Origin of the sequence: Yoonia sp. I 8.24 (assembly GCF_022096995.1) — a bacterium.
Lineage (GTDB): Bacteria > Pseudomonadota > Alphaproteobacteria > Rhodobacterales > Rhodobacteraceae > Yoonia.
The window spans coordinates 291,233-313,740 of the sequence record NZ_JACXGQ010000001.1 but is presented as its reverse complement, the minus strand read 5'-3'; the positions used below and the strand labels follow the sequence as shown (position 1 = coordinate 313,740).

The window sequence follows — 22,508 nt, the reverse complement described above, 5'->3', positions numbered from 1 at the left end:
ATGTCGGACTTCGTTAACTTGACGTGAACATCTGGCGCGTCACCGCTTGATTCCGCGCATGCTCTTGCCCCTGCACGACTGGCTGGGTTATCACTGCACCAAATACGCCAATCAGGTGAGGGCAGAATAATATGCGTCGCGTCGTAGTTACAGGGCTGGGGTTGGTCACACCCCTAGCAGATGGTGTCGAAAAATCATGGGAACGTATCCTTGCGGGCCAATCAGGTGCGGGAACAATTACGGGGTTCGATCCCAGTAAATTGACCACCCAATACGCCTGCGAAGTGCCGCTGGGCGATGGCACAGATGGCACGTTTAATGCCGATAAATACATGGAACCAAAGGAACAGCGGAAAGTTGATACCTTTATTCTGTTCGGGATGGCCGCCGCGCAGCAGGCGATCGAGGATTCAGGCTGGATGCCCGAAGACCGTGAAGGTCAAGAGCGTACAGGCGTGATGATGGGCTCTGGGATTGGCGGGTTGAACTCAATCGCTAATACCGCCGTGATGATGGCGGAAAAAGGCCCACGTCGCGTGTCGCCGTTCTTTGTGCCCGGTGCGCTGATCAACCTGATTTCGGGTCAGGTGTCGATAAAATACGGGTTCCGCGGTCCAAACCACGCTGTTGTGACGGCTTGTTCAACGGGTGCGCACGCGATTGGTGATGCGTCACGTCTGATCCAGCATGGTGATGCGGATGTGATGGTTGCTGGTGGTGCAGAGGCCGCGATTTGTGAAATCGGTATGGCGGGTTTTAACGCCTGTAAGGCACTGAGCACAAAGCATAATGATGATCCACAAAATGCCAGCCGCCCGTGGGACGAAGACCGCGATGGGTTTGTCATGGGCGAGGGTGCCGGGATGGTCGTTCTTGAAGAATACGAACACGCCGTGGCGCGTGGTGCGCATATCTATGCCGAAGTGCTGGGTTACGGGCTGAGCGGCGACGCGCATCACATCACAGCCCCGCCACCCGACCACGAAGGTGCAGAGCGTGCGATGCGCGCGGCTTGTCGCAATGCGGGGATTGACCCTGCACAAATCGACTACGTCAACGCGCACGGCACGTCGACAATGGCCGACACCATTGAATTGGGCGCTGTTGAGCGGCTTGTGGGGCCAGAGGCCGCAGCAAAGCTAACCATGTCTTCGACAAAATCCGCTACCGGGCACCTTTTGGGCGCTGCGGGCGCGATTGAGGCTATTTTCTCGATTCTTGCGATCCGGGATCAAGTGGCCCCGCCAACGATCAATTTGGACAATCCGGCGGTTGAAACGGCGGTTGACCTTTGTGCCAATTCAAAACGCGAACGGAAAATTGACATTGCTTTGTCGAACTCGTTCGGATTTGGCGGCACGAATGCCAGTGTTGTGTTCGGAAAGGTCAGCTAATGTGGCGCCATATTGCGTCTAACTTTATGACGCTGATCATCGTCGGCCTGTTTCTTTTGGTCGGTGGGATCGGCTGGGGTGTGACGCAATATACGGCACCCGGCCCATTGGTGCAGCCAATCTGTTTTGAGGTCAGTAGCGGATCCAACATGTCGCGTGTTGCACGCGAATTGTCAGAACGCGATGCGATTTCATCCACATTTATCTTTGAAACGGGTGCGGATTATTCGGATAAAGCAGGTTTGCTGAAGGCAGGCCGTTTCTTGGTGCCAGAAGCCGCACCAATGGAAGAAATTGTCGATATTGTCACGCGTGGCGGGGCCAATACATGTGGGGTGGGCATCGTTTACCGCATTGGTATCAACCGGATGCAAATTCAGGTGCGTGAACTCGATCCTGAAACGAGTAGTTTTGTTGATCTCGTTAGCTTTAATCCAGATGAGGTAGAAACGCCCGCGCAATACGTTGAAGCGCGCGACGCGACCGGAACCGAATTTAGTGTTGTCGTTGCCGAGGGTGTGACCAGTTGGCAAATTGTGAATGAACTGAGCGCGATTGATGTTTTGACCGCTGACGTGCGCGAAGCGCCCGCCGAAGGGTCGCTTGCCCCCGGCAGCTATCCAATCGTCACAGAGATGCGCGCATCTGAAATCGTCGCGCAGATGACTGAGCGCCAGACCGAAATTCTCGCGACGGCTTGGGCGGAACGTGCGGAAGGGCTGCCATTAGCCTCGCCTGAAGAAGCGTTGATCTTGGCAAGTATTGTTGAAAAAGAAACAGGTGTTGCCGCAGAACGCCGGCAGGTTGCCAGTGTCTTTATCAACCGTCTAAATCAAGGCATGAAACTGCAAACAGACCCGACCGTGATTTATGGGATCACGCAGGGCGAAGGCATCTTGGGCCGTGGTCTGCGGCAAAGCGAACTGCGGGGCGAGACGCCTTGGAACACTTATGTGATCCCCGCCTTGCCGCCGACCCCAATTGCCAACCCGGGCCGCGCCAGTATTGAAGCGGCGCTCAACCCCGATAGCACGCCGTTCATTTTCTTTGTGGCGGATGGTACCGGCGGGCACGCATTTGCGACGACATTGGACGAACATAACAGCAATGTTGCGCGCTGGCGCGAAATCGAGGCAGAGCAGGGCGCGGACAATTAAAGCCTTGTAAAGGTTAACTATTTATCAGTCGAGGGTGCGTCTTAGCACCTTCGGCTGATTGACTTATGGGGCTTTGCATGCCTATAGTCATCTTGCTAGAAGGTGCACGCACCTCTCGGTGACACGGAAGCCTAACTTAGGCAAAACCATCATGAACAATTTAGACGATCAGGGGCAGGATGCCCTTGATACCGCCTCGGCCCGCGTGGCCGAGATTGCAGAGTTGTATTTATCAGTCCGAAATCTACTGCGGCAAATGATTGCGGAAATTGAAACCGCGACCGCCACCCCCCCCAAAGCCATTGTGACCAAGCTCAGTGATTTACAATCCGCGCACCTCAAGGTGCTCGCGGCAGAGGAGGCGTTTCATGCCCAACAACAAGCCAGCCAACCTGACGCCACCATCGATTATGACGCCTTGCGCGATGACATCGGGGGCCAGCTTGATCGCATCCGCGCCACGCTTGACGCAGATTGAGTTTATCGATGGGCTGACCGAGGCGCAGGTCGCAGCGCTGCCCTATATGTTTGCGTTTTGGGCCTTGCCGCATCAATTGCCGCCTAGTGGTGATTGGCGCACTTGGGTGATTTTGGGCGGGCGCGGGGCAGGTAAAACCCGTGCAGGCGCTGAATGGGTCCGCAGCATGGTCGAAGGGCCGCGCCCAACGGTCCCCGGCCGCGCGCGCCGTCTGGCGATTGTCGCGGAAACCATGGATCAGGCGCGTGAGGTCATGGTGTTTGGCGAAAGCGGTATCATGGCGGTCTGCCCGCCGGACCGCCGCCCCGATTGGGTCGCCACCCGGCGATTGTTGGTGTGGCCCAATGGCGCGCAGGCACAGTTGTTTTCGGCGCATGAACCTGAATCCTTGCGCGGTCCGCAGTTTGATGCCGTTTGGGCCGATGAATTGGCGAAATGGCGCAAAGCGGGCGACACATGGGATATGTTGCAGTTTGGGTTACGCCTAGGGGATCACCCGCAAGCCTGCGTGACCACAACACCGCGCCGCACGGCCGCGCTGCGCGATTTACTGGCGCTAGAATCCACGGTGCAAACCCATGCGCCCACCCAAGCCAATCGCGCGAACCTTGCGCAAAGCTTTATCGCCGAGATCGAAGCGCGTTATGCGGGCACCGCATTGGGGCGCCAAGAAATCGACGGTGCGCTGCTGGAAGATGTCGAAGGCGCGCTTTGGCGGGCGGATCAACTTGCGGGGCGACAGGTGGATCAACATCCGACATGTACCCGCGTTGTGGTGGCGATTGATCCGCCGGGGACGTCGCATAAGGGATCGGATGAATGCGGGATCGTCGTGGCGGGTGTCGTGACAGATGGTCCGCCGCAGGATTGGCGGGCCTATGTTCTTGCCGATCTGTCAATGTCAGCGGCGCGGCCAACAGATTGGGCCCGCGCGGCGATTGATGCGATGGATCGTTTCGGCGCGGATCGCCTTGTGGCTGAGGTGAACCAAGGTGGCGATATGGTTGAAGCGGTGATCCGGCAGGTTGACCCGCTAGTGTCGTATCGGTCGGTGCATGCGTCTAAGGGCAAGGTCGCAAGGGCCGAACCTATTGCGGCACTTTATGAACAGGGCCGCGTGCACCACCTGCGCGGGTTGGCGCAGCTTGAAGATCAGATGTGCCAGATGACCACCCAAGGATTCGCCGGGCGCGGGTCGCCTGACCGGGTCGATGCGCTCGTTTGGGCGCTATATGACCTGATGGTGGAACCAGCCCAAAAATGGCGAAACCCCACTATACGTGGGCTTTGACCCCGTTGCGTAGGGGTGCGTACGCGCCCCTACCAATTTCACAATCAATTCAGCGCAAATTGTTTTCAACGATTGCACCAAGGAGATTTGGATGTTCGAATTCTTTAACCGCACCACGTCAGATGACACAGTTCCCGAAGCGAAAGCGTCGGCAACTGGCCGTGTCATGGCGATGTCGGGTGCGGGGCGTGTGGCATGGAGCCCGCGTGACGCTGTCTCGCTCACCCGCACCGGGTTTACCAATAATCCAATTGGATTTCGCGCGGTCAAAATGATCGCAGAGGCCGCGGCGGCCATTCCGCTGGTCTTGCAAGACGCAGAGCGCCGTTATGACACACACCCGGTCCTAACACTGCTGAACCGCCCAAATGGGGCGCAGGGGCGTGCGGAATTGTTCGAGGCCGCAGTGGGGCAGCTTTTGCTGACCGGCAATGGCTATCTTGAGGCCGTGGGCGACGAAGGTCTGCCGCTTGAACTGCATGTGTTGCGTTCTGATCGAATGTCGATTGTGCCGGGCGCTGATGGCTGGCCGGTGGGTTATGAATATGCGGTCAACGGGCGCAAGCATCGCTTTGCGATGGCTGACGGGCAGGGCCCGATTTGCCACCTCAAAAGCTTTCACCCGCAAGATGATCATTACGGTCTATCTGCGTTGCAGGCGGCGGCCAACGCGGTGGATGTGCACAATGCCGCGTCGCGTTGGTCCAAGGCATTGCTTGATAATGCGGCCCGCCCGTCTGGTGCGATTGTGTATCGCGGTGCGGATGGCCAAGCGTCACTGTCGGCAGATCAATATGACCGGTTGCTGGTTGAAATGGAAACCCAGCACCAAGGCGCGCGCAATGCGGGCCGTCCGATGTTGCTTGAAGGGGGCTTGGATTGGAAGCCGATGGGGTTTTCGCCATCCGACATGGAATTCCAGAAAACCAAAGAGGCTGCTGCGCGTGAAATTGCGATTGCGTTTGGTGTGCCGCCGATGCTGCTGGGAATTCCGGGCGATGCGACCTATGCAAATTACCAAGAATCGAACCGGGCGTTTTACCGGTTGACCGTGTTGCCCTTGGTGACGCGTGTGACCAGTACAATTGCCGATTGGCTGACTGATTTCACAGGCGAACAGTTTGAACTACGCCCGGATTTAGATCAAATCCCAGCGCTGTCGGTTGAGCGTGACGCGCAGTGGCGCCGTGTGGGCGAGGCGGCGTTTTTGACCGATGCCGAGAAACGCGCGCTTTTGGGATTGCCTGCGCTTGAGGTCGGCGATGGATCATAATGTTGTCGACCTAAAGGGCCAGCCGCACAACAGCCCGCCCGTATCAGATTTTTGGTTTGCGCAGGTGGATCTGCGGCTTGGGCGTATTGAAACAATGATCACCCGTCTGGAATGGCAAATTTGGTTGATCGTATGCAGCTGCTTTGGGCTGTTGGTTTTTGAGATCGTAAAAGCACTCAGCGGGAGAACGCTATGAGTTTGGAACATAAATTTTGTACCGTGGGCGCGGATGTTACCGTGACCGATGGATCGGTGATCAGTGGTTACGCGTCACTATTTGGGCAGGCGGATCAGGGCGGTGATACGGTTCTGCCGGGGGCCTATGCCGGGTCGCTGGCGCAAGGCCGCCAGATCAAAATGCTCTGGCAGCATGATCCGGCCCAGCCGATTGGGGTTTGGGACGAGGTCCGCGAAGACGACAACGGGCTTTGGGTCAAAGGCCGATTGCTCACCGATGTCGCCAAAGGGCGCGAAGCCGCGTCGCTTGTGACGGCGGGGGCGATTGATGGCTTGTCCATCGGCTACCGCACGGTGAAGTCCCAAAAGAACGACAAAGGTGGACGCCTTTTGTCTCAGCTAGAGTTGTGGGAGGTGTCATTGGTGACATTCCCCATGCTGCACGATGCGCGTGTTGCGGCCAAGGGTGATGACCCTGCTGCTGCTACGATGCGCGGTTTGGCGCAGGCATTTGACGATGCCCGCCGTCTTATGGCGCGGGACTAACCCGCCCAGATCACGATCAAAGGACAGAGTGATGAGCAAAACTGAGAGCCATTCTCGGGTCGGAGAAGACGTGTCTCCGGCGCAAGAACTGAACGCGGCAATTTCCGGGTTCATGAATGAATTCAAAGACTTTTCCCACGGCATTAATGCCAAACTTCAAAAACAGGATGACCGGATGAACAAGCTGGATCGTAAAACGATGATGACATCACGTGCCGCATTGGCAAACACGGCGGTACAAGATGCACCGCATCAAAAGGCCTTTGCCGCTTATCTGCGTTCAGGTGATGATGATGCGCTGCGCGGACTGGAGCTAGACGGCAAATCGCTGAACACATCCGTGGCTGCGGATGGCGGTTACTTGGTAGATCCGCAAACCTCGGAGACGATCAAAGGGACGCTGTCATCGACTGCATCAATCCGCGCTGTGGCCAATGTGGTCAGCGTGGACGCAACATCATATGACGTGCTGGTGGATCACACGGAAATGGGCGCAGGCTGGGCGACCGAAGCCGGATCAACCGTTGAAACCGACACACCGCAGATCGACCGGATCACAATCCCGCTGCACGAATTATCAGCGTTGCCCAAAGCATCACAGCGTCTGCTGGATGATAGTGCATTTGACATCGAAGGTTGGCTGGCCGGGCGTATTGCCGATAAATTCGCACGTTCCGAAGCGGGTGCCTTTATCGATGGCGACGGCGTGGACAAACCGATGGGTGTTCTGACCTATCCAACTGTCGACAATGACGTCTGGGCCTGGGGCAACATAGGCTATGTGCCCACTGGCACTGCTGGCGGTATTGATGGCGGCGATGCGATTGTTGATCTGGTCTATGCGCTGGGTGCGGAATACCGCGCCAACGGCACATTTGTGATGAATTCCAAGACAGCAGGCACTATCCGCAAGCTCAAAGATAACGACGGCCGTTTCTTGTGGTCTGATGGTCTGGCTGCGGGCGAGCCTGCACGTCTGATGGGCTATCCTGTGCTGATTGCCGAAGACATGCCCGACATCGCGGCAGATGCGATGGCGATTGCCTTTGGTGATTTTGGCGCAGGCTACACCGTTGCCGAACGCCCTGATCTGCGCGTGCTGCGCGATCCGTTCTCTGCCAAACCGCATGTGCTTTTTTACGCCACCAAGCGCGTTGGCGGTGCCGTGAGCGACTTTGGCGCGATCAAACTGTTGAAGTTCGCGACCAGCTAAAACTGGCGTGAAAGCCAAGGGCGTCCGCGCCCTTGGTCCCCGGACGCATAGGCAATCTCGCATTGTCTAGCTGCTTGCTTCCGTCCGAGTGATGCGAGGGGGTCGCGCGTCCGGGGGATTTGATCACAACGGTCGCAAGATCAGATATTTTCGGAGTAAATCCATGATGTTAGTCGAAGAGACCACCGTGCCGCAATTGGCGCTGCCGGTCGCACAATTCAAAGACCATATGCGCCTTGGTTCGGGTTTCTCGGATGATGGGCTTCAGGATGGGGTGCTGGAAAGCTATCTGCGCGCCGCAATGGCCGCGATCGAAGCCCGCACCGGGAAAATCTTGATTGAGCGCAGTTTCAGCTGGACCCTGACCGGCTGGCGCGATGCACGGCGGCAACCGCTGCCCGTGGCCCCGGTCAGCGCCATTTCTGAGGTGGCGTTGATTACGTTGGAAGGCGCTGAGACCGCCGCCGATAGTTGGTATCTTGAACCTGATATGCAGCGGCCCAGCCTTAAGGCCAGTGGCACAAGCCTGCCCGCGATCCCAACCAATGGCCGTGTCCGCATTGGGCTGCTGGCGGGTTACGGGCCAGAATGGTCTGATCTGCCTGCCGATTTGGCGCAGGCCGTGCTGATGCTTGCTGCGCATTACTATGAATACCGCCATGATGTGACCCATGGCACCCCGTCGATGCCATTTGGCGTGAGCGCGCTGATTGAACAATACCGGACCGTCCGCCTGTTCATGGGTGGCCCGCTATGAGAATGCCGCAATTGACCCGCGCGCTGGTGCTTGAGGCGCCGCAGCAGATCAGCGATGGCGCGGGCGGCTATATTCGTCAGTGGGAACCGCTAGGCACGCTCTGGGCAGAACTCAAAGCGGGGTCCGGGCGTGAAACGGCGGCTTTTGCGGCGACGGTGTCGCGTGTGCCTTACCGGATTACGGTGCGCGCGGCCCCTGAAGGCGCGCCATCGCGCCCAATCGCGGGGCAGCGGTTTCGTAATGGCACCCGCATTTTCAACATTACTGCCGTGGCTGAAAAAGACACCGATGCGCGGTTTCTGACCTGTCACGCAACCGAGGAGACAGCATCATGAGCTATGGCGTTGCTTCGGCACTTCAAACGGCTGTTTACGGGCAGTTGACGGCTGATCCGGACCTGACGGCGCTTGTTGGCACGGCGATTTATGATGCGCTGCCCAGCGGTACATTGCCTGCGCTTTACGTGGTGCTTGGATCAGAAGACGTGCGCGATGCATCCGATAAGACGGGTGGCGGGGCTTTGCATGAATTCACGGTCACTGTGGTGACGGAAACGGCTGGGTTTTCAACGGCGAAGACCGCTGCTGCCGCCGTGTCAGATGCATTGGTGGATGCGGATTTGACCCTGACACGCGGCGCGCTGGTGTCGCTGAATTTCTACAAGGCAAAGGCCGCCCGCGTTGGCACGGGTGATGTCCGCCAGATCAATTTGATTTTCCGCGCGCGTGTCGCGGATGACGCTTAATTTCATAACGGAGTATCAGCAATGGTAGCGCAAAACGGAAAAGACCTGTTGGTCAAGATCGACATGACGGGCGGTGGCTTGTTTGAAACGGCTGCGGGGCTGCGGGCCACGCGGATTAGTTTCAATGCGGAAACGGTTGATGTCACCAGTCTAGAAAGCACAGGTGGCTGGCGCGAAATTCTGGGTGGGGCAGGTGTAAAAACCGCGTCAATCTCGGGTTCAGGCGTGTTCAAGGATGAAGCGACCGATGAACGTGCGCGCCAGATTTTCTTTGACGGTGAAACTCCAGATTTTCAGGTGATCATCCCTGATTTTGGCACCGTCGAAGGCCCGTTTCAAATCACGTCAATCGAATATGCCGGGTCGCATAATGGCGAAGCGACTTACGAGCTATCGCTGGCCTCTGCGGGTGCGCTGACCTTTACGGCGTTGATCTAATGGCGAACCCTTGGACGGGAGAGGCAGAAGTGCGCATCGATGATGTGTCTTATGTCTGCAAGCTGACACTTGGCGCATTGGCCGAGTTGGAGGGGGGCCTTGGCGAAGGGTCATTGATCGATTTGATCCGCCGTTTTGAAGGTGGCGCATTTTCAAGCCGCGATGTGATGGCGGTGGTTGTGGCTGGCTTGCGCGGTGGCGGCTGGCAAGGCACGGCGGATGATCTGATGTCGGCTGAAATTGCGGGTGGCCCGGTCGGGGCCGCGCAATTGGCTGCCACATTGCTCGCGCGGGCCTTCGCGCCGCCCGCATGATCTGGTTGGATTGGCGCGGGCTGATGCAGGCGGGTCTGCACGGGCTGCGTCTGACCCCCGCGCAGTTTTGGGGGCTTACCCCGCTAGAGCTGCAAGTGATGTTGGGGCTGGCCCAAATATCGACCCCAATGGCGCGCAGCCGGCTTGCAGAGCTCGAAGCGCGGTTCCCGGATGCGCTTAAGGAGAATGAAAATGGATGATGTAGATAAGATTGACCAGCTCGACAGCAATGTCACCGCGCTTGAACAAAGCATCGGCGACGCGGCGCAAGTGACCGCCGCCTTTGATAGTCAATTGCGCGGCGTGCAAGGATCCTTGGCTGAAACCACCCGCGATTTGGGAAATCTAGAGCGCGGGTTTTCGGGCGGGTTGCGGCGCGCCTTTGATGGGCTGGTACTGGATGGCGCGAAACTATCTGACGTACTGGGTGGCTTGGCGCAATCGATGGTCAACACGGCCTATTCGGCGGCGGTGAACCCCGTGATGAACCACTTTGGTGGGATGCTGTCCGACGGGATCAACGCCGCCGTATCCAGCATGATGCCCTATGCAGATGGTGCACCGTTTTCGCAAGGCCGCGTGATGCCCTTTGCCAAAGGCGGGGTGGTGAGCAGCCCTGTTGCCTTTCCCATGCGTGGGGGCACCGGATTGATGGGCGAAGCAGGCCCCGAAGCCATCATGCCGTTGTCGCGGGGCGCAGATGGGCGGTTGGGCGTGCGTACCCAAGGGGGCAGCGCCGTGACCGTCAATATGAACATTACAACCCCGGATGCGCAAAGTTTTCAGCGATCAAACGGGCAGGTTGCCTCGCAGGTGGCGCGCGCCTTGGGCCGCAGCCAACGTAACAGGTAGGAGCATCAACAATGGCATTTCACGACATTCGCTTTCCAGCCTCGCTGAGCCTTGGATCCGTCGGTGGTCCCGAACGACGCACGGATATTGTTACGCTTGCGAACGGGTTTGAAGAACGTAACACGCCGTGGGCGCATGCACGTCGTCGTTATGACGCAGGCATGGGGCTACGGTCACTTGACGATATTGAAACGCTCATCGCGTTCTTTGAGGCCCGCCAAGGGCAGCTCATTGGATTTCGCTGGAAGGATTGGAGCGACTTTAAATCTTGCACCCCTTCGGCGGACACAGATGCAGAGGACCAGTTGATTGGGATAGGGGATGAGGTCACGGACGTGTTCCAAATCACCAAAACCTACCGTTCGGGCGACACGACATATCTGCGGCCGATTGCGAAGCCCGTGCCGGGGTCGGTGCGCGTGGCGATTGGCGGCGTGCTTCAGCTTGAGGGGGCAGATTACGCGATTGATCACGATACCGGGGTACTGACGTTCACCCACCCGCCAGACATCGGTGCAGATGTGACGGCAGGATATGAATTTGATGTGCCGGTGCGCTTTGATACGGATGCGATCAAAACATCTGTGTCGCATTTTCAGGCGGGCGAAATCCCGAATGTACCAGTTGTAGAGGTGCGGGTATGACCACAGCTTTACAGACACATCTCGACACCAAGGCCACGCATCTTTGCTATTGCTGGGCGGTGACACGCAGCGACGGGGTGACGCTTGGATTTACCGACCATGACCAATCCATTCAATTTGATGGCGTTGATTTCACGCCTGAATCTGGGTTGAGCGCACGCGCGCTTGCCAGCACTACGGGGCTGTCGGTCAATAACACCGAAGCCATTGGGGTGCTCTCCGCCGATGCGATCACCGAGGTCGATATCAATGCAGGCCGCTATGATGGGGCAGAGGTGACGACCTGGCTGGTGCAATGGGATGACCCAAGCGCGCGCAAGGTCCGGTTCTATGGCACCATCGGTGAAATCACCCGTGCGAGCGGCGGCTTTCAGGCGGAATTGCGCGGCTTGACCGAGGCGCTGAACCAACCGCAGGGGCGGTCGTATTTGAAAACCTGTAGTGCGTTGCTTGGCGATGGGCGGTGCGGCGTTGATGTGAGCGACCCGACATTTACGACAGATGTCGTTCTTGCCGGTGATACGGGCGGGCAGGTCTTTACGCTGTCTGATGTTCCCGCGTTCAACGACCGGTGGTTTGAGCAGGGGCAGTTGATTGTCTTGTCCGGCGCAGCCGAAAGCCTGCGCGGCGTTATTAAATCTGACGCGGTCATCGGCGACCTCCGCGAAATTACTTTATGGGAATCGATCAAAGCGCCTATCGTGGCAGGTGACAGTCTTCGTTTGATTGCCGGTTGTGATAGGCGCGCAGAAACCTGCCGCGAGAAATTCAGCAACTTTGTTAATTTTCAAGGCTTTCCCGATATTCCGGGCAGTGATTGGTTGCTGAGCGTGCCGCGCAGCGATGGGTCCAATTCTGGCGGAAGCCTGTTCCGATGACTGTGGCGATCGTCACTGCCGCGCGGGCGTGGATTGGCACGCCCTATCTCCATCAGGCCTCGGTTAAGGGCGTTGGCTGTGACTGTCTTGGGCTGTTGCGTGGGGTCTGGCGCGAGCTTTACGGGCAAGAACCTGAACACGTGCCCAACTATACTGCCGATTGGTCTGAACCCCAAGGCGATGAGGTCCTGCATGCTGCCGCACTGCGCCACATGCACGCAGTAACGGGCACGGATTTGGCGCCGGGTCAGGTGTTGCTGTTTCGCATGCGCACGGGTGCGGTGGCCAAACATATCGGTATTCTCAGCCGGGCAGGTGCAACCCCTTCTTTCATCCATTCATATGCGGGTCACGGTGTGGTCGAAAGTCCACTGTCGACCCCGTGGCGCAGGCGCATCGCTGCGCGTTTCGAGATTTCAAAAGGATAACAGGTCATGGCGACAATCGTTCTTTCCGCAGCGGGTATGGCGCTGGGCGGGTCTATCGGCGGCTCTGTCTTGGGGCTTTCTATGGCAACAATTGGTCGCGCCGCAGGGGCTGCGATTGGACGCCAGATTGACCAAAAAATCATGGGCGCGGGCAGCGACCCGGTTGAAACAGGCCGTGTCGACCGTCTGCGCCTCACCGGTGCGGATGAAGGCGCCGACATTCAGCAAATTTACGGGCGCATGCGCGTGCCGGGTCAGGTGATCTGGGCATCGGAGTTTAAAGAACGCAGCAAGACCTCTGGCGGCGGCAAAGGTGCGCCCGCGACCCCCGAAGTGACCGAGTTTTCATATTCCGTAAGTCTTGCGATTGCGCTGTGCGAAGGTGAGATCGGCCGCGTTGGCCGCATCTGGGCAGACGGCACCGAGGTCGCGCAAGATGATTTGAATATGCGGGTCTATACGGGGGCGCTTGATCAGCAGGCCGATCCCAAAATTGCGGCGGTTGAAGGCATTGAAAATACGCCCGCCTACCGTGGCACCGCCTACGTCGTGTTCGAAGATATGCCCTTGGCCCAATTCGGCAACCGTATCCCGCAACTGACGTTTGAGGTAACGCGCCCAGGCACCGATGAACTGGGTGATCTGGTCACAGGTGTGGCTTTGATCCCAGGGACTGGGGAATATGCGCTGGCCACAACACAGGTCTATATGTCGCAAAGTTTTGGCGAAGAGACAGCGGTGAATACCAATACACCTATGGGGAAAAGTGATTTTAGCGCATCAATGGAAGCGCTCGAAGGAGAGATCCCCGCCTGTCAATCGGTGATGTTGGTGGTGTCTTGGTTTGGCAATGACCTGCGCTGTGGTGAATGCGACATCATTCCAAAGGTGGAACAAGACGAAGCTGACGCGCAGGGGATGCGCTGGCGTGTGTCGGGGCTGACCCGCAGCACTGCGCAAATATCGCCTGAACTTGATGGCGACCCTGTTTATGGCGGGACGCCCTCTGATGCGGCAGTGGTCGAGGCGCTACAAGATATGAATGCGCGTGGCCTGTCTGCGGTGTTCTACCCGTTTATTTTGATGGAACAGCTCTCGGGGAACAGCCTGCCTAATCCGTGGACAGCGGATGTCGGTCAGCCTGTACTGCCTTGGCGTGGACGGATTACAACCGCGCTTGCCCCGAACATGGATGGCACCAGTGATGGCACTGCCGCCGCAGCAGCAGAGGTGGCGGCCTTTATGGGGGATGCGCAGGCCAGCGATTTCGATGTCAGCGGCACGCGGGTGTCCTATACTGGCCCAACCGATTGGGGATACCGGCGGTTTATTCTGCACTATGCACATCTTTGTGCTGCCGCAGGGGGCGTATCTGCGTTTTGTATTGGGTCTGAGATGCGCGCTTTGACGCAAATTCGCGGGGCGGGGAATAGTTTTCCCGCTGTGGATGCGCTGATCCAACTGGCTGCGGATGTCCGGGCGATCCTTGGGCCAAGCTGCAAAATAAGCTATGCGGCCGATTGGTCTGAATACCACGGGTATCAACCCGCAGGAACGGCAGATAAGCTATTTCACCTTGATCCGCTTTGGGCGGATGCAAATATCGATTTCATCGGGGTGGATAACTATATGCCGCTTGCGGATTGGCGTGATGGTGAAGACCACGCTGATATTGACGCAGGGGCGATCTACAATCTGGACTATCTGCGTAGCAATGTTGCGGGCGGTGAAGGCTATGATTGGTATTACCCCAGCCCCGAAGCACGCGAGGCCCAGCTGCGCACCCCGATCACTGACGGGTTGGGAGAGCCATGGCTGTGGCGCTATAAGGATTTTCAGGGATGGTGGGAAAATCCGCACCATAACCGCATAAATGGGGTGCGCGCCACAACGCCGACGGCTTGGGTGCCACAAAGCAAACCAATCTGGTTTACTGAATTTGGCTGTGCTGCATTAGACAAAGCGGCGAACCAACCCAATAAATTCATCGACCCGAAATCTTCAGAATCGCAACTGCCGTATTATTCGAACGGGAACCGGGATGATTTTATGCAGATGCAATATCTGCGGGCCATCTATGGGCATTTTGGTGAACTGGCCAATAACCCGGTATCCGCCGTCTATGGGGCGCCGATGGTCGACACCGGACGGATGCATGTCTGGGCGTGGGATGCACGACCCTATCCATTCTTTCCGGGGAACCGCACACTTTGGTCTGACGGCGCAAACTATGCACGTGGGCATTGGCTGAACGGGCGGGCAAGCAACCGCGCGCTTGCCTCTGTCGTGGCCGAGATTTGCACCCGCTCTGGTGTGACCCGGTTTGACGTCTCAAGGCTTTACGGTGTGGTGCGGGGCTATTCGGTCAGCGATATCGGCTCGGGGCGGGCGGCGTTACAGCCGCTGATGATCACCTATGGGTTTGATGCAATGGAACGCGACGGGGTGTTGGTCTTTGAAAACCGCGCTGGGCGGGCGGATCATCTATTGACGGCTAGTGACCTGGCGATTGACCTTGAAAAGGATCAATCCATCGCGCTGACCCGGACCCCTGCCGCAGAAACTGCCGCACGCATCCAATTGGTACATCTCGATAATGATGCTGATTACGCCGCCATCGCCGCCGAGGCCGTACATCCCGATAGTATGACCTACGGCGTCAATAAAACCGAAGTGCCGCTTGCGCTGACGCGGTCAGAGGCGACCAACACGGTGACACGTTGGCTTCAAGAGGCGCGTATCGCGCGTGATCAGGCAAGCTTTGCGCTGCCGCCGTCATTGTTGGGCGTGGGGGCGGGTGACGTTGTCGAACTCGATATTGTCGATCACATGGGGCGTTACCGGGTAGACCGGATCGAAGAATCCGGCCTGCGGTTGATCGAGGCCACACGTATTGATGCTGAAATCTACCGCGCGGCCAGTGATGATGGTGATGGGCCTGTACTGCAACCCTATGTTGGGCCCGTGCCGGTGACAGCGCTGTTTATGGACCTGCCACTGCTGACAGGGGATGAACAGCCCACCGCGCCCTATGTCGCCTTGGGCGGGCGACCTTGGCCCGGCACGATTGCGGTTTATGGGGCGCCGCAAGACAGCGATTATACGTTGCAATCACTGATCGAAAGCGCCGCCTCAATTGGAACCACGCAATCTGCGCTTGGCGCCGGGCCTGTCGGAATTTGGGATAGACAAACCGGGCTTGAAGTCACGCTCGTCAATGGAGAACTGAGTTCTGCGACAAAAGCAGCCCTTTTATCAGGGGCGAACACAATCGCGATTGGGGATGGTACGCCAAACAAATGGGAAATTCTTCAATTTCAGACCGCGACACCTATTGGCGATCGCAGTTATCGTTTGACGGGTCTGTTACGCGGACAAGCAGGCAGTCGCGGACTGATGCCTGATATGTGGCCCGTCGGGGCGCGTGTGGTGGTCATGGATGGGGTACCGACACAGATCACCATTCCTTCGGCGCTGCGTGGCTTACCACGTCATCTGCGCTACGGGCCGGCCAAACGCCCGTTGACAGACGCAAGCTTTCGGTATGCTGTGCATACGTTCCAAGGCAACGGGCTGCGGCCCTATCCGGTGGCGCATCTGCGCGCGCAGGCTGGGACAACCGGGACCGATCTGTCATGGATCCGCTGTAGCCGGATCGATGGCGATATCTGGGCGGATGGTGAAATTCCCTTGGGGGAAGATACCGAAAGCTATCAAATCCGTGTCATCCAAGACGGGATTGTCAAACGCACAGAAACAACCACGGTGCCGACATGGGCCTATTCAGATGCAAACAGGCTCGCCGAGGTGGGGGCATTACCCTACCGGATTGAGGTCGCGCAAATCTCTGCACGGTTCGGCGCAGGGCCGTTTATGGGCGTGAATTTGCAGGTTTAACCATGCGCCCCGTGCAACTTGCAGACTTAGAAACAGCCGCGCGGGTGGTGGCAATTTCGCCCGCGCGGCAAGCAATGATCGCAATGCTTTGCACGCAGGCGGAGCAAGCTGATGTATATCGCATGGCGCACGGAAAGCCGCACCCGCAATTTGGCAATGGAACGCTTATGTCGGCGGCCTTAAAATACGATGGGCCGATTGCGCGCGGCCCCTGCAACAAGGGTTTTCTCTGCAGCCTCGCAGCGCTTTGCACATATTTGGCCGATAATCACATAAGTTGATGCGTGAAATCACAGCTTTGTTCTTGGCCCTTGGTCGGGTTATACTCTAGACAAAGGGTCTGACGGCAAAGGAAACCCAGATGGCACATTTGAACCCAAGCTTGCGCGAAGTTGATCCCGTTTGGCAGCGCCTCCGCACGGAGGCAGAAGCGGCAATCGAAGCAGAACCGCTGATCGGCGGGATGATCCACGCCTGTATATTGCACCATAATAGCTTTGAGGGCGCGCTGGCTTACCGTTTGTCAATGAAGCTCGCCTCGCCCGAGATGTCAGAACAGATCATCCGCGAAATCGCCGATGCGGCCTATGCCGAAAATGCGGCGCTTTGTGCTGCGGCGCGTGCTGATATCGTCGCAATCGTGGACCGCGACCCGGCGTGCCACCGCTTTCTACAACCTTTGATGTTCTTTAAGGGGTTTCAGGCCGTACAAGCTTACCGGCTTGGCCATTGGCTGTGGGAGCAAGGGCGGCGCGATTTGGCCTATTTCGTACAAATGCGGGTTAGTGAAATTTTCGGTGTCGATATCCACCCGGCAGCAACCATCGGGCAGGGGATCATGATCGACCACGCCCATTCCATCGTTGTTGGTGAAACAGCCGTGATTGGTGACAATGTGTCGATGCTGCATTCCGTGACCCTTGGCGGGACAGGCAAAGAAGACGACGACCGGCACCCTAAAATTGGCAATGGCGTGCTGATCGGGGCCGGGGCCAAAGTCCTGGGAAACATCAACGTGGGCCATTGCAGCCGGATCGCGGCTGGGTCAGTTGTTTTGGAAGATGTGCCACCCATGAAAACCGTCGCAGGCGTACCCGCAAGGATCGTCGGCGAAGCAGGCTGTTCGCAGCCCGCCATGTCGATGAACCAGCTCTTGCCCAATGGGAGCTAACGCCAATCTCGCGAAACGGCCGCATTCATAAAATGAAATGCGGCCGTTTCGTGTGCGTGCTTAATCGGCGGTGAGCTGATCAAAGGCTTCGAGAGCTTTGACGCCGTACATATAAGCTGGCCCGCCGCCCATCATCATAGATACTGAAATCACTTCAGCAATCTCATCGCGCGTCGCACCGACCTTAATCGCGGCTTGGACATGAAAACCGATGCAGTCGATGCATTGCTTTGAAATACCGATGGCCAACGCAATCAGTTCCTTTTGTTTCGTATCCAAAGCCCCCAAGGCCAAAGCCGCGCGGTGCATCGCCGTAAAACCATCGCTGGCGGCGCTTTGTGCGGTGCGGAAGTTTTCGATATTGCTGCCAGCCTCGGCAAGTTCGCTTTTCCAGTCCATGTCAGATGCCTTTATTGTCTAAGTTGACTCATGCATGACTTGAAATACAAAACGGCACCTTGATTTAGCGCAAGGTGCCGTTTTTTATCAGATTTTGATTGGCTGTTAAGCCAGCATTGTCATGGGGTTTTCAAGGTTGTCTTTGATCGCGTTCAGCAGGTTGGCGCCTAGAACGCCGTCAATCACCCGGTGATCAACGGACAATGTGCATGACATGACAGTGCCGACGGTCAGTTCGCCATCTGCGCCGACGATTGGTTTTTTGACGCCCGCGCCCACGGCCAAAATGGCCGAATGCGGCGGGTTGATGATTGCGTCAAAATTGTCGATGCCGAACATGCCAAGGTTGGAAATTGCGAAAGAGCCGCCTTGGTATTCATGTGGCGCAAGTTTGCGATCACGCGCACGGGTGGCAAGGTCTTTCATCTGTGCCGAAAGCGCAGAAAGCGATTTACTATCAGCGTCTTGCAGGACAGGTGTGAACAAACCACCGTCAATCGCAACAGCCACGGCCACATCAGATTTTTCGAACTTCAATGTCCGATCACCTGCCCAAACAGCATTGGCTTCGGGCACTTGTTGCAGCGCCAGCGCGCAGGCTTTGATGATGAAGTCATTGACCGACAGTTTCACGCCACGTGGTTCCAGCTGTTTGTTCAACTGACTGCGGAATTTGAGCAAAGCATCAAGCTGAATATCACGGCGCAGATAGAAGTGCGGCACCGATTGTTTTGCTTCGGTCAGGCGGGCGGCGATTGTTTTACGCATCCCGTCCAGTTTGACCTCTTCAAAGGGGCGATCCGCATAGGTCTTAAGCACCACGTCCGTTGAAGGACCTGTTGCAATTGCAGCGGCCGCAGGCGCGTCGGCCTTAGCAGCAGGTGCAGCAGCTTTCGGCGCAGCGGTAGCGTTTTCGACATCGGCTTTCACGATACGACCATGTGGGCCAGAGCCCGCGATCGCCGCCAGATCCAAACCTTTGTCCGCCGCGATACGGCGGGCAAGTGGCGTTGCGAAAATACGGTTACCGTCTTTCGCCGGTGCTGCAGGGGCAGGGGCTGCTACGGCAATTGGGGCCGCGTCCGCGGAGACTGGGGCTGGGGCCGCTGGGCTGGCAGCGGGTGTTGCGCTAATGTCATCCGCGCTTTCACCATCTTCGAGCAGCACGGCGATCACATCATTGACCTTCACACCTTCGGTGCCTTCGGCGATCAGGATTTTGCCCATCACACCTTCATCGACGGCTTCGAATTCCATCGTCGCTTTGTCAGTTTCAATCTCAGCCATGATGTCACCAGAAGAGACAGTGTCGCCTTCTTTGACGTGCCATTTGGCCAATGTGCCCTCTTCCATTGTCGGTGACAGGGCGGGCATCAGGATTTCTGTTGGCATCGCTTTATCTCCTTAACGGTAAGTCACTGATTTACAGGCATCGACAACTTCGTCGACTGTAATCAGCGCATGTTTTTCAAGGTTCGCCGCATAGGGCATCGGAACGTCTTTGCCAGTGCAATTGATGACGGGTGCATCAAGATAATCAAAGGCCTCTTGCATGATGACGTTGCTGATGTAGCCGCCAACAGAACCTTGCGGCCAGCCTTCTTCGACGGTGACGCAGCGGTTTGTCTTGCGCACAGATGCAAGGATAGTTTCAGTATCCATCGGACGCAGGGTACGTAGGTTGATCACTTCGGCGTTGACGCCTTCGGCCGCCAATTTTTCTGCTGCTTCGAGCGCGTAGCCTACGCCAATGCCAAAGGAAACGATTGTGACGTCATCGCCGTTGCGTTCAATCTTGGCCTTGCCAAAGGGAATGGTGAAATCATCCATGTCAGGCACATCAAAAGACTTGCCATACATGATTTCATTTTCAAGGAAGATGACCGGGTTGGGGTCACGGATCGCGGTTTTCATCAGACCTTTGGCGTCGGCGGCAGAATAGGGCATCACGACCTTGAGGCCGGGCACCTGCATGTACCATGCGGCATAACACTGCGAGTGCTGGGCACCTACGCGCGCAGCAGCGCCGTTTGGCCCACGAAACACCATCGGCGCACCCATCTGACCACCGGACATATACAATGTTTTGGCAGCAGAGTTGATAAGATGATCAATGGCTTGCATGGCAAAGTTAAATGTCATGAATTCGACGATGGGCTTCAGCCCACCAAAGGCGGCACCCGTTGCGATCCCGGCAAATCCATGTTCCGTGATCGGTGTGTCGATGACGCGCTTAGCGGTGAATTCATCCAGCAGACCTTGCGAAATCTTATAGGCACCTTGGTATTCGGCGACCTCTTCACCCATCAAGAACACATCGTCGTCGCGACGCATTTCTTCGGCCATCGCATCGCGTAGGGCGGTGCGGACGGTGGTCAATGTCACAGGCGTATCTGTTGGCCAGTCAGGCGCGGCATCCACGACTGGCGCGGCAGGGGCCGCCGTCGCGACGGGTGCTGGCGCCGCCGTTTGTGCGACTGCAGGGGCTGCCACAGGGGCGGCGCCGACTTCGGGAACCGCTTCGCCGTCTTCGACCAAGATCGCGATCACGTCGTTGACTTTGACGTTTTCGGTCCCTTCGGCGATGACAATCTTGCCAACGATGCCTTCATCGACAGCTTCGAATTCCATCGTGGCTTTGTCAGTTTCAATCTCGGCCATGATGTCGCCGGATGAAACAGTGTCACCCTCTTTGACAAGCCATTTGGCTAGGGTGCCTTCTTCCATTGTGGGCGAGAGGGCGGGCATTAGGATTTCAGTTGCCATTGGCTTACGCCTCCACTTCTGCGTAAATATCTGTCCAAAGCTCTTCTAATGCGGGCTCGGGGCTTTCTTTTGAAAACTCTGCGGCCGCATTCACGGTGGCTTTGATTTCCTTATCGATGGCCTTGAGGTCTTCCTCAGTTGCGTGTTTGCCGGTCAGCAGCATGTCGCGGACCTGTTCGATCGGGTCACGTTCATCACGCATTTTCTGGACTTCTTCGCGGGTCCGGTATTTTGCCGGATCAGACATGGAATGGCCGCGGTAACGGTATGTTTTCACTTCAAGGATATAAGGTCCTTTGCCCGCGCGGCAGTGCGCTACAGCGCGTTCGCCAGCTTCTTTGACAGAAAGAACGTTCATGCCGTCCACTTCTTCCCCTTTGATCCCATAAGCCGCGCCACGTTCCCAAAGCGATGGGGATTTAGTTGAACGCGTAACGGAGGTACCCATCGCGTAGCCATTGTTTTCAATGACAAAAACAACCGGAAGGTCCCAAAGTTCAGCCATGTTGTAGGTCTCGTAGACCTGACCTTGGTTCGCAGCGCCATCACCAAAATAGGCGAATGTTACGCGATCATTGCCTTTGTATTTGTCCGAAAACGCCAGACCCGCACCCAGTGGGACTTGTGCGCCAACGATGCCGTGACCACCGTAGAAATGTTTCTCCTTAGAGAACATATGCATCGAGCCGCCTTTACCCTTTGAAAAACCGCCTTCGCGGCCGGTCAGTTCGGCCATGATCCCGTTAGGGTCCATGCCGCAGGCCAACATATGACCGTGGTCGCGGTAAGATGTAACGCGCTTGTCGCCTTCTTCTGCTGCGGCTTCGAGGCCGACAACAACGGCCTCTTGGCCGATGTAAAGGTGACAGAACCCGCCGATCAGGCCCATGCCATAAAGCTGGCCCGCCTTTTCTTCAAATCGCCGGATCAGCAGCATTTCACGGTAATGGCCCAGCAATTCTTCGGCTGAGACGTTTGGTTTCGCGGCGGCCTTTTTGGGCGGCATGGGTGCTCCTCCAGCGTTTTTCACAATATAGTTTAACGTTAAACTATCTTATAGTGGAGTTGAAGGGAGATTACGAGAGGGAAAGTGAAAGGGCGGAAGTCGCAGGCTACGCAGCCGTGGTGCTTGGGCGGCGTCGTGCCGTGTGGCGTTGTGTTTTGACCCCAATTGCTATTTGAGAACGTCTCATGTGGAAATAGATGCGCGCGCAAGGCCTATGCGTTCTGGACGAAAATGAAATCTGTAGGAGAAGACAATGCTAACCATCAACCGACTAAGTATAGATGATGCCTATGTGTTGATTGCAGGCGCACGCGCCAAGGCGCAAGAAATTGATGTGCCGATGTGTATCGCGATCACGGACGAGGGCGGCAATCTTATTGCCTTTGAACGGATGGATGGCGGCAAAGTCACGGCCATTACGCTTGCCATCGACAAAAGTTTTACTGCAATCGGGATACGCAAAGGCACGCATGCGCTTGGCGAAGCCAACCAGCCGGGCCAGCCCGCGCACGGCATTTCATCCGCTTTGGGTGGGCGCATGGTTGCGATTGGCGGCGGGCTTCCTGTTTTTTCAGGCGAAGACGTCGTTGGTGGTATCGGCGTCAGTTCCGGATCGCCTGCACAGGATCTGCTGGTCGCCGAAGCTGGGGTTCAAGCATTCGCTAAGAGCCAAAAATAGCAGAC

24 protein-coding genes are annotated in these 22,508 nt (G+C 57.0%); 20 read left to right on the top strand and 4 right to left on the bottom strand.

All coding sequences use genetic code 11. From position 1 onward, the window contains the following. The first annotated feature begins 131 nt into the window (after window positions 1-131). The 19 genes from fabF (at window position 132) to cysE (ending at window position 17,653) form a co-directional block, all read left to right on the top strand. Entirely contained in the window at window positions 132-1,394 is a 1,263-nt protein-coding gene (gene fabF / locus Yoon_RS01610) for a beta-ketoacyl-ACP synthase II (RefSeq protein ID WP_238109548.1), read from the top strand. Further along, a complete protein-coding gene (mltG, locus tag Yoon_RS01605; RefSeq protein ID WP_238109546.1) occupies window positions 1,394-2,551 on the top strand; it encodes an endolytic transglycosylase MltG in 1,158 nt (385 codons plus the stop codon). The genes fabF and mltG overlap by 1 nt, the downstream gene beginning before the upstream one ends. Window positions 2,552-2,702: 151 nt before the next feature. Continuing rightward, entirely contained in the window at window positions 2,703-3,029 is a 327-nt protein-coding gene (locus Yoon_RS01600) for a hypothetical protein (RefSeq protein WP_238109544.1), read from the top strand. Further along, a complete protein-coding gene (locus Yoon_RS01595; protein ID WP_238109972.1) occupies window positions 2,977-4,320 on the top strand; it encodes a DNA-packaging protein in 1,344 nt (447 codons plus the stop codon). The genes Yoon_RS01600 and Yoon_RS01595 overlap by 53 nt, the downstream gene beginning before the upstream one ends. Window positions 4,321-4,411: 91 nt before the next feature. Further along, window positions 4,412-5,593, top strand: coding sequence for a phage portal protein (locus tag Yoon_RS01590; RefSeq protein ID WP_238109543.1), 1,182 nt, complete (start codon window positions 4,412-4,414; stop codon window positions 5,591-5,593). A gap of 192 nt (window positions 5,594-5,785) precedes the next feature. Continuing rightward, the gene (locus Yoon_RS01585) at window positions 5,786-6,316 is read left to right on the top strand and encodes an HK97 family phage prohead protease (protein WP_238109538.1); all 531 of its coding nucleotides are present in this window, start codon (window positions 5,786-5,788) and stop codon (window positions 6,314-6,316) included. Between the two features lie 31 nt (window positions 6,317-6,347). Further along, window positions 6,348-7,529, top strand: coding sequence for a phage major capsid protein (locus tag Yoon_RS01580; RefSeq protein WP_238109536.1), 1,182 nt, complete (start codon window positions 6,348-6,350; stop codon window positions 7,527-7,529). A 163-nt stretch (window positions 7,530-7,692) separates the two neighbouring features. Next, on the top strand, window positions 7,693-8,286 hold the full coding sequence (locus Yoon_RS01575; protein WP_238109535.1) for a head-tail connector protein: 594 nt from the start codon (window positions 7,693-7,695) through the stop codon (window positions 8,284-8,286). Beyond that, on the top strand, window positions 8,283-8,621 hold the full coding sequence (locus tag Yoon_RS01570) for a phage head closure protein (protein ID WP_238109534.1): 339 nt from the start codon (window positions 8,283-8,285) through the stop codon (window positions 8,619-8,621). Before Yoon_RS01575 ends, Yoon_RS01570 begins: the two co-directional genes overlap by 4 nt. Then, window positions 8,618-9,031 (top strand): DUF3168 domain-containing protein, encoded by a 414-nt coding sequence (locus Yoon_RS01565; RefSeq protein ID WP_113776406.1) that lies wholly within the window; start codon window positions 8,618-8,620, stop codon window positions 9,029-9,031. Before Yoon_RS01570 ends, Yoon_RS01565 begins: the two co-directional genes overlap by 4 nt. 21 nt (window positions 9,032-9,052) lie before the next feature. Further along, entirely contained in the window at window positions 9,053-9,469 is a 417-nt protein-coding gene (locus Yoon_RS01560; RefSeq protein WP_238109533.1) for a phage major tail protein, TP901-1 family, read from the top strand. Continuing rightward, the gene (locus Yoon_RS01555; RefSeq protein ID WP_238109532.1) at window positions 9,469-9,783 is read left to right on the top strand and encodes a gene transfer agent family protein; all 315 of its coding nucleotides are present in this window, start codon (window positions 9,469-9,471) and stop codon (window positions 9,781-9,783) included. The genes Yoon_RS01560 and Yoon_RS01555 overlap by 1 nt, the downstream gene beginning before the upstream one ends. Next, entirely contained in the window at window positions 9,780-9,983 is a 204-nt protein-coding gene (locus Yoon_RS01550; RefSeq protein WP_238109531.1) for a rcc01693 family protein, read from the top strand. The genes Yoon_RS01555 and Yoon_RS01550 overlap by 4 nt, the downstream gene beginning before the upstream one ends. Beyond that, complete coding sequence (locus Yoon_RS01545; protein ID WP_238109530.1) at window positions 9,976-10,635, top strand: phage tail tape measure protein; 660 nt, start codon at window positions 9,976-9,978, stop codon at window positions 10,633-10,635. Before Yoon_RS01550 ends, Yoon_RS01545 begins: the two co-directional genes overlap by 8 nt. An 11-nt stretch (window positions 10,636-10,646) precedes the next feature. Continuing rightward, window positions 10,647-11,279 (top strand): DUF2460 domain-containing protein, encoded by a 633-nt coding sequence (locus Yoon_RS01540; RefSeq protein ID WP_238109529.1) that lies wholly within the window; start codon window positions 10,647-10,649, stop codon window positions 11,277-11,279. Continuing rightward, window positions 11,276-12,157, top strand: coding sequence for a DUF2163 domain-containing protein (locus tag Yoon_RS01535; RefSeq protein WP_238109527.1), 882 nt, complete (start codon window positions 11,276-11,278; stop codon window positions 12,155-12,157). The genes Yoon_RS01540 and Yoon_RS01535 overlap by 4 nt, the downstream gene beginning before the upstream one ends. Further along, complete coding sequence (locus Yoon_RS01530) at window positions 12,154-12,585, top strand: peptidase (RefSeq protein ID WP_238109525.1); 432 nt, start codon at window positions 12,154-12,156, stop codon at window positions 12,583-12,585. Before Yoon_RS01535 ends, Yoon_RS01530 begins: the two co-directional genes overlap by 4 nt. A 6-nt stretch (window positions 12,586-12,591) precedes the next feature. Next, window positions 12,592-16,482, top strand: a complete 3,891-nt coding sequence (locus Yoon_RS01525) for a glycoside hydrolase/phage tail family protein (protein ID WP_238109523.1) — start codon at window positions 12,592-12,594, stop codon at window positions 16,480-16,482. Window positions 16,483-16,843: 361 nt separating this feature from the next. After that, a complete protein-coding gene (gene cysE / locus Yoon_RS01520) occupies window positions 16,844-17,653 on the top strand; it encodes a serine O-acetyltransferase (RefSeq protein ID WP_238109521.1) in 810 nt (269 codons plus the stop codon). Window positions 17,654-17,713: 60 nt separating this feature from the next. On the opposite strand, the gene Yoon_RS01515 is transcribed toward cysE, so the two are convergent. From Yoon_RS01515 to pdhA, 4 genes are all read right to left on the bottom strand, one after another. After that, complete coding sequence (locus Yoon_RS01515; RefSeq protein ID WP_238109519.1) at window positions 17,714-18,052, bottom strand: carboxymuconolactone decarboxylase family protein; 339 nt, start codon at window positions 18,050-18,052, stop codon at window positions 17,714-17,716. A gap of 105 nt (window positions 18,053-18,157) precedes the next feature. After that, window positions 18,158-19,444, bottom strand: coding sequence for a pyruvate dehydrogenase complex dihydrolipoamide acetyltransferase (locus Yoon_RS01510; RefSeq protein ID WP_238109517.1), 1,287 nt, complete (start codon window positions 19,442-19,444; stop codon window positions 18,158-18,160). Window positions 19,445-19,456: 12 nt separating this feature from the next. Then, on the bottom strand, window positions 19,457-20,818 hold the full coding sequence (locus Yoon_RS01505; protein WP_238109515.1) for a pyruvate dehydrogenase complex E1 component subunit beta: 1,362 nt from the start codon (window positions 20,816-20,818) through the stop codon (window positions 19,457-19,459). 4 nt (window positions 20,819-20,822) lie between these two features. Beyond that, window positions 20,823-21,824 carry a pyruvate dehydrogenase (acetyl-transferring) E1 component subunit alpha gene (gene pdhA / locus Yoon_RS01500; protein WP_238109513.1) on the bottom strand — a complete coding sequence of 334 codons (1,002 nt, stop codon included), beginning with the start codon at window positions 21,822-21,824 and terminating at the stop codon, window positions 20,823-20,825. A gap of 253 nt (window positions 21,825-22,077) precedes the next feature. Between pdhA and Yoon_RS01495 the strand changes: the two genes are divergently transcribed. After that, the gene (locus Yoon_RS01495; protein ID WP_238109512.1) at window positions 22,078-22,503 is read left to right on the top strand and encodes a heme-binding protein; all 426 of its coding nucleotides are present in this window, start codon (window positions 22,078-22,080) and stop codon (window positions 22,501-22,503) included. The last annotated feature ends 5 nt before the right edge of the window (window positions 22,504-22,508 follow it).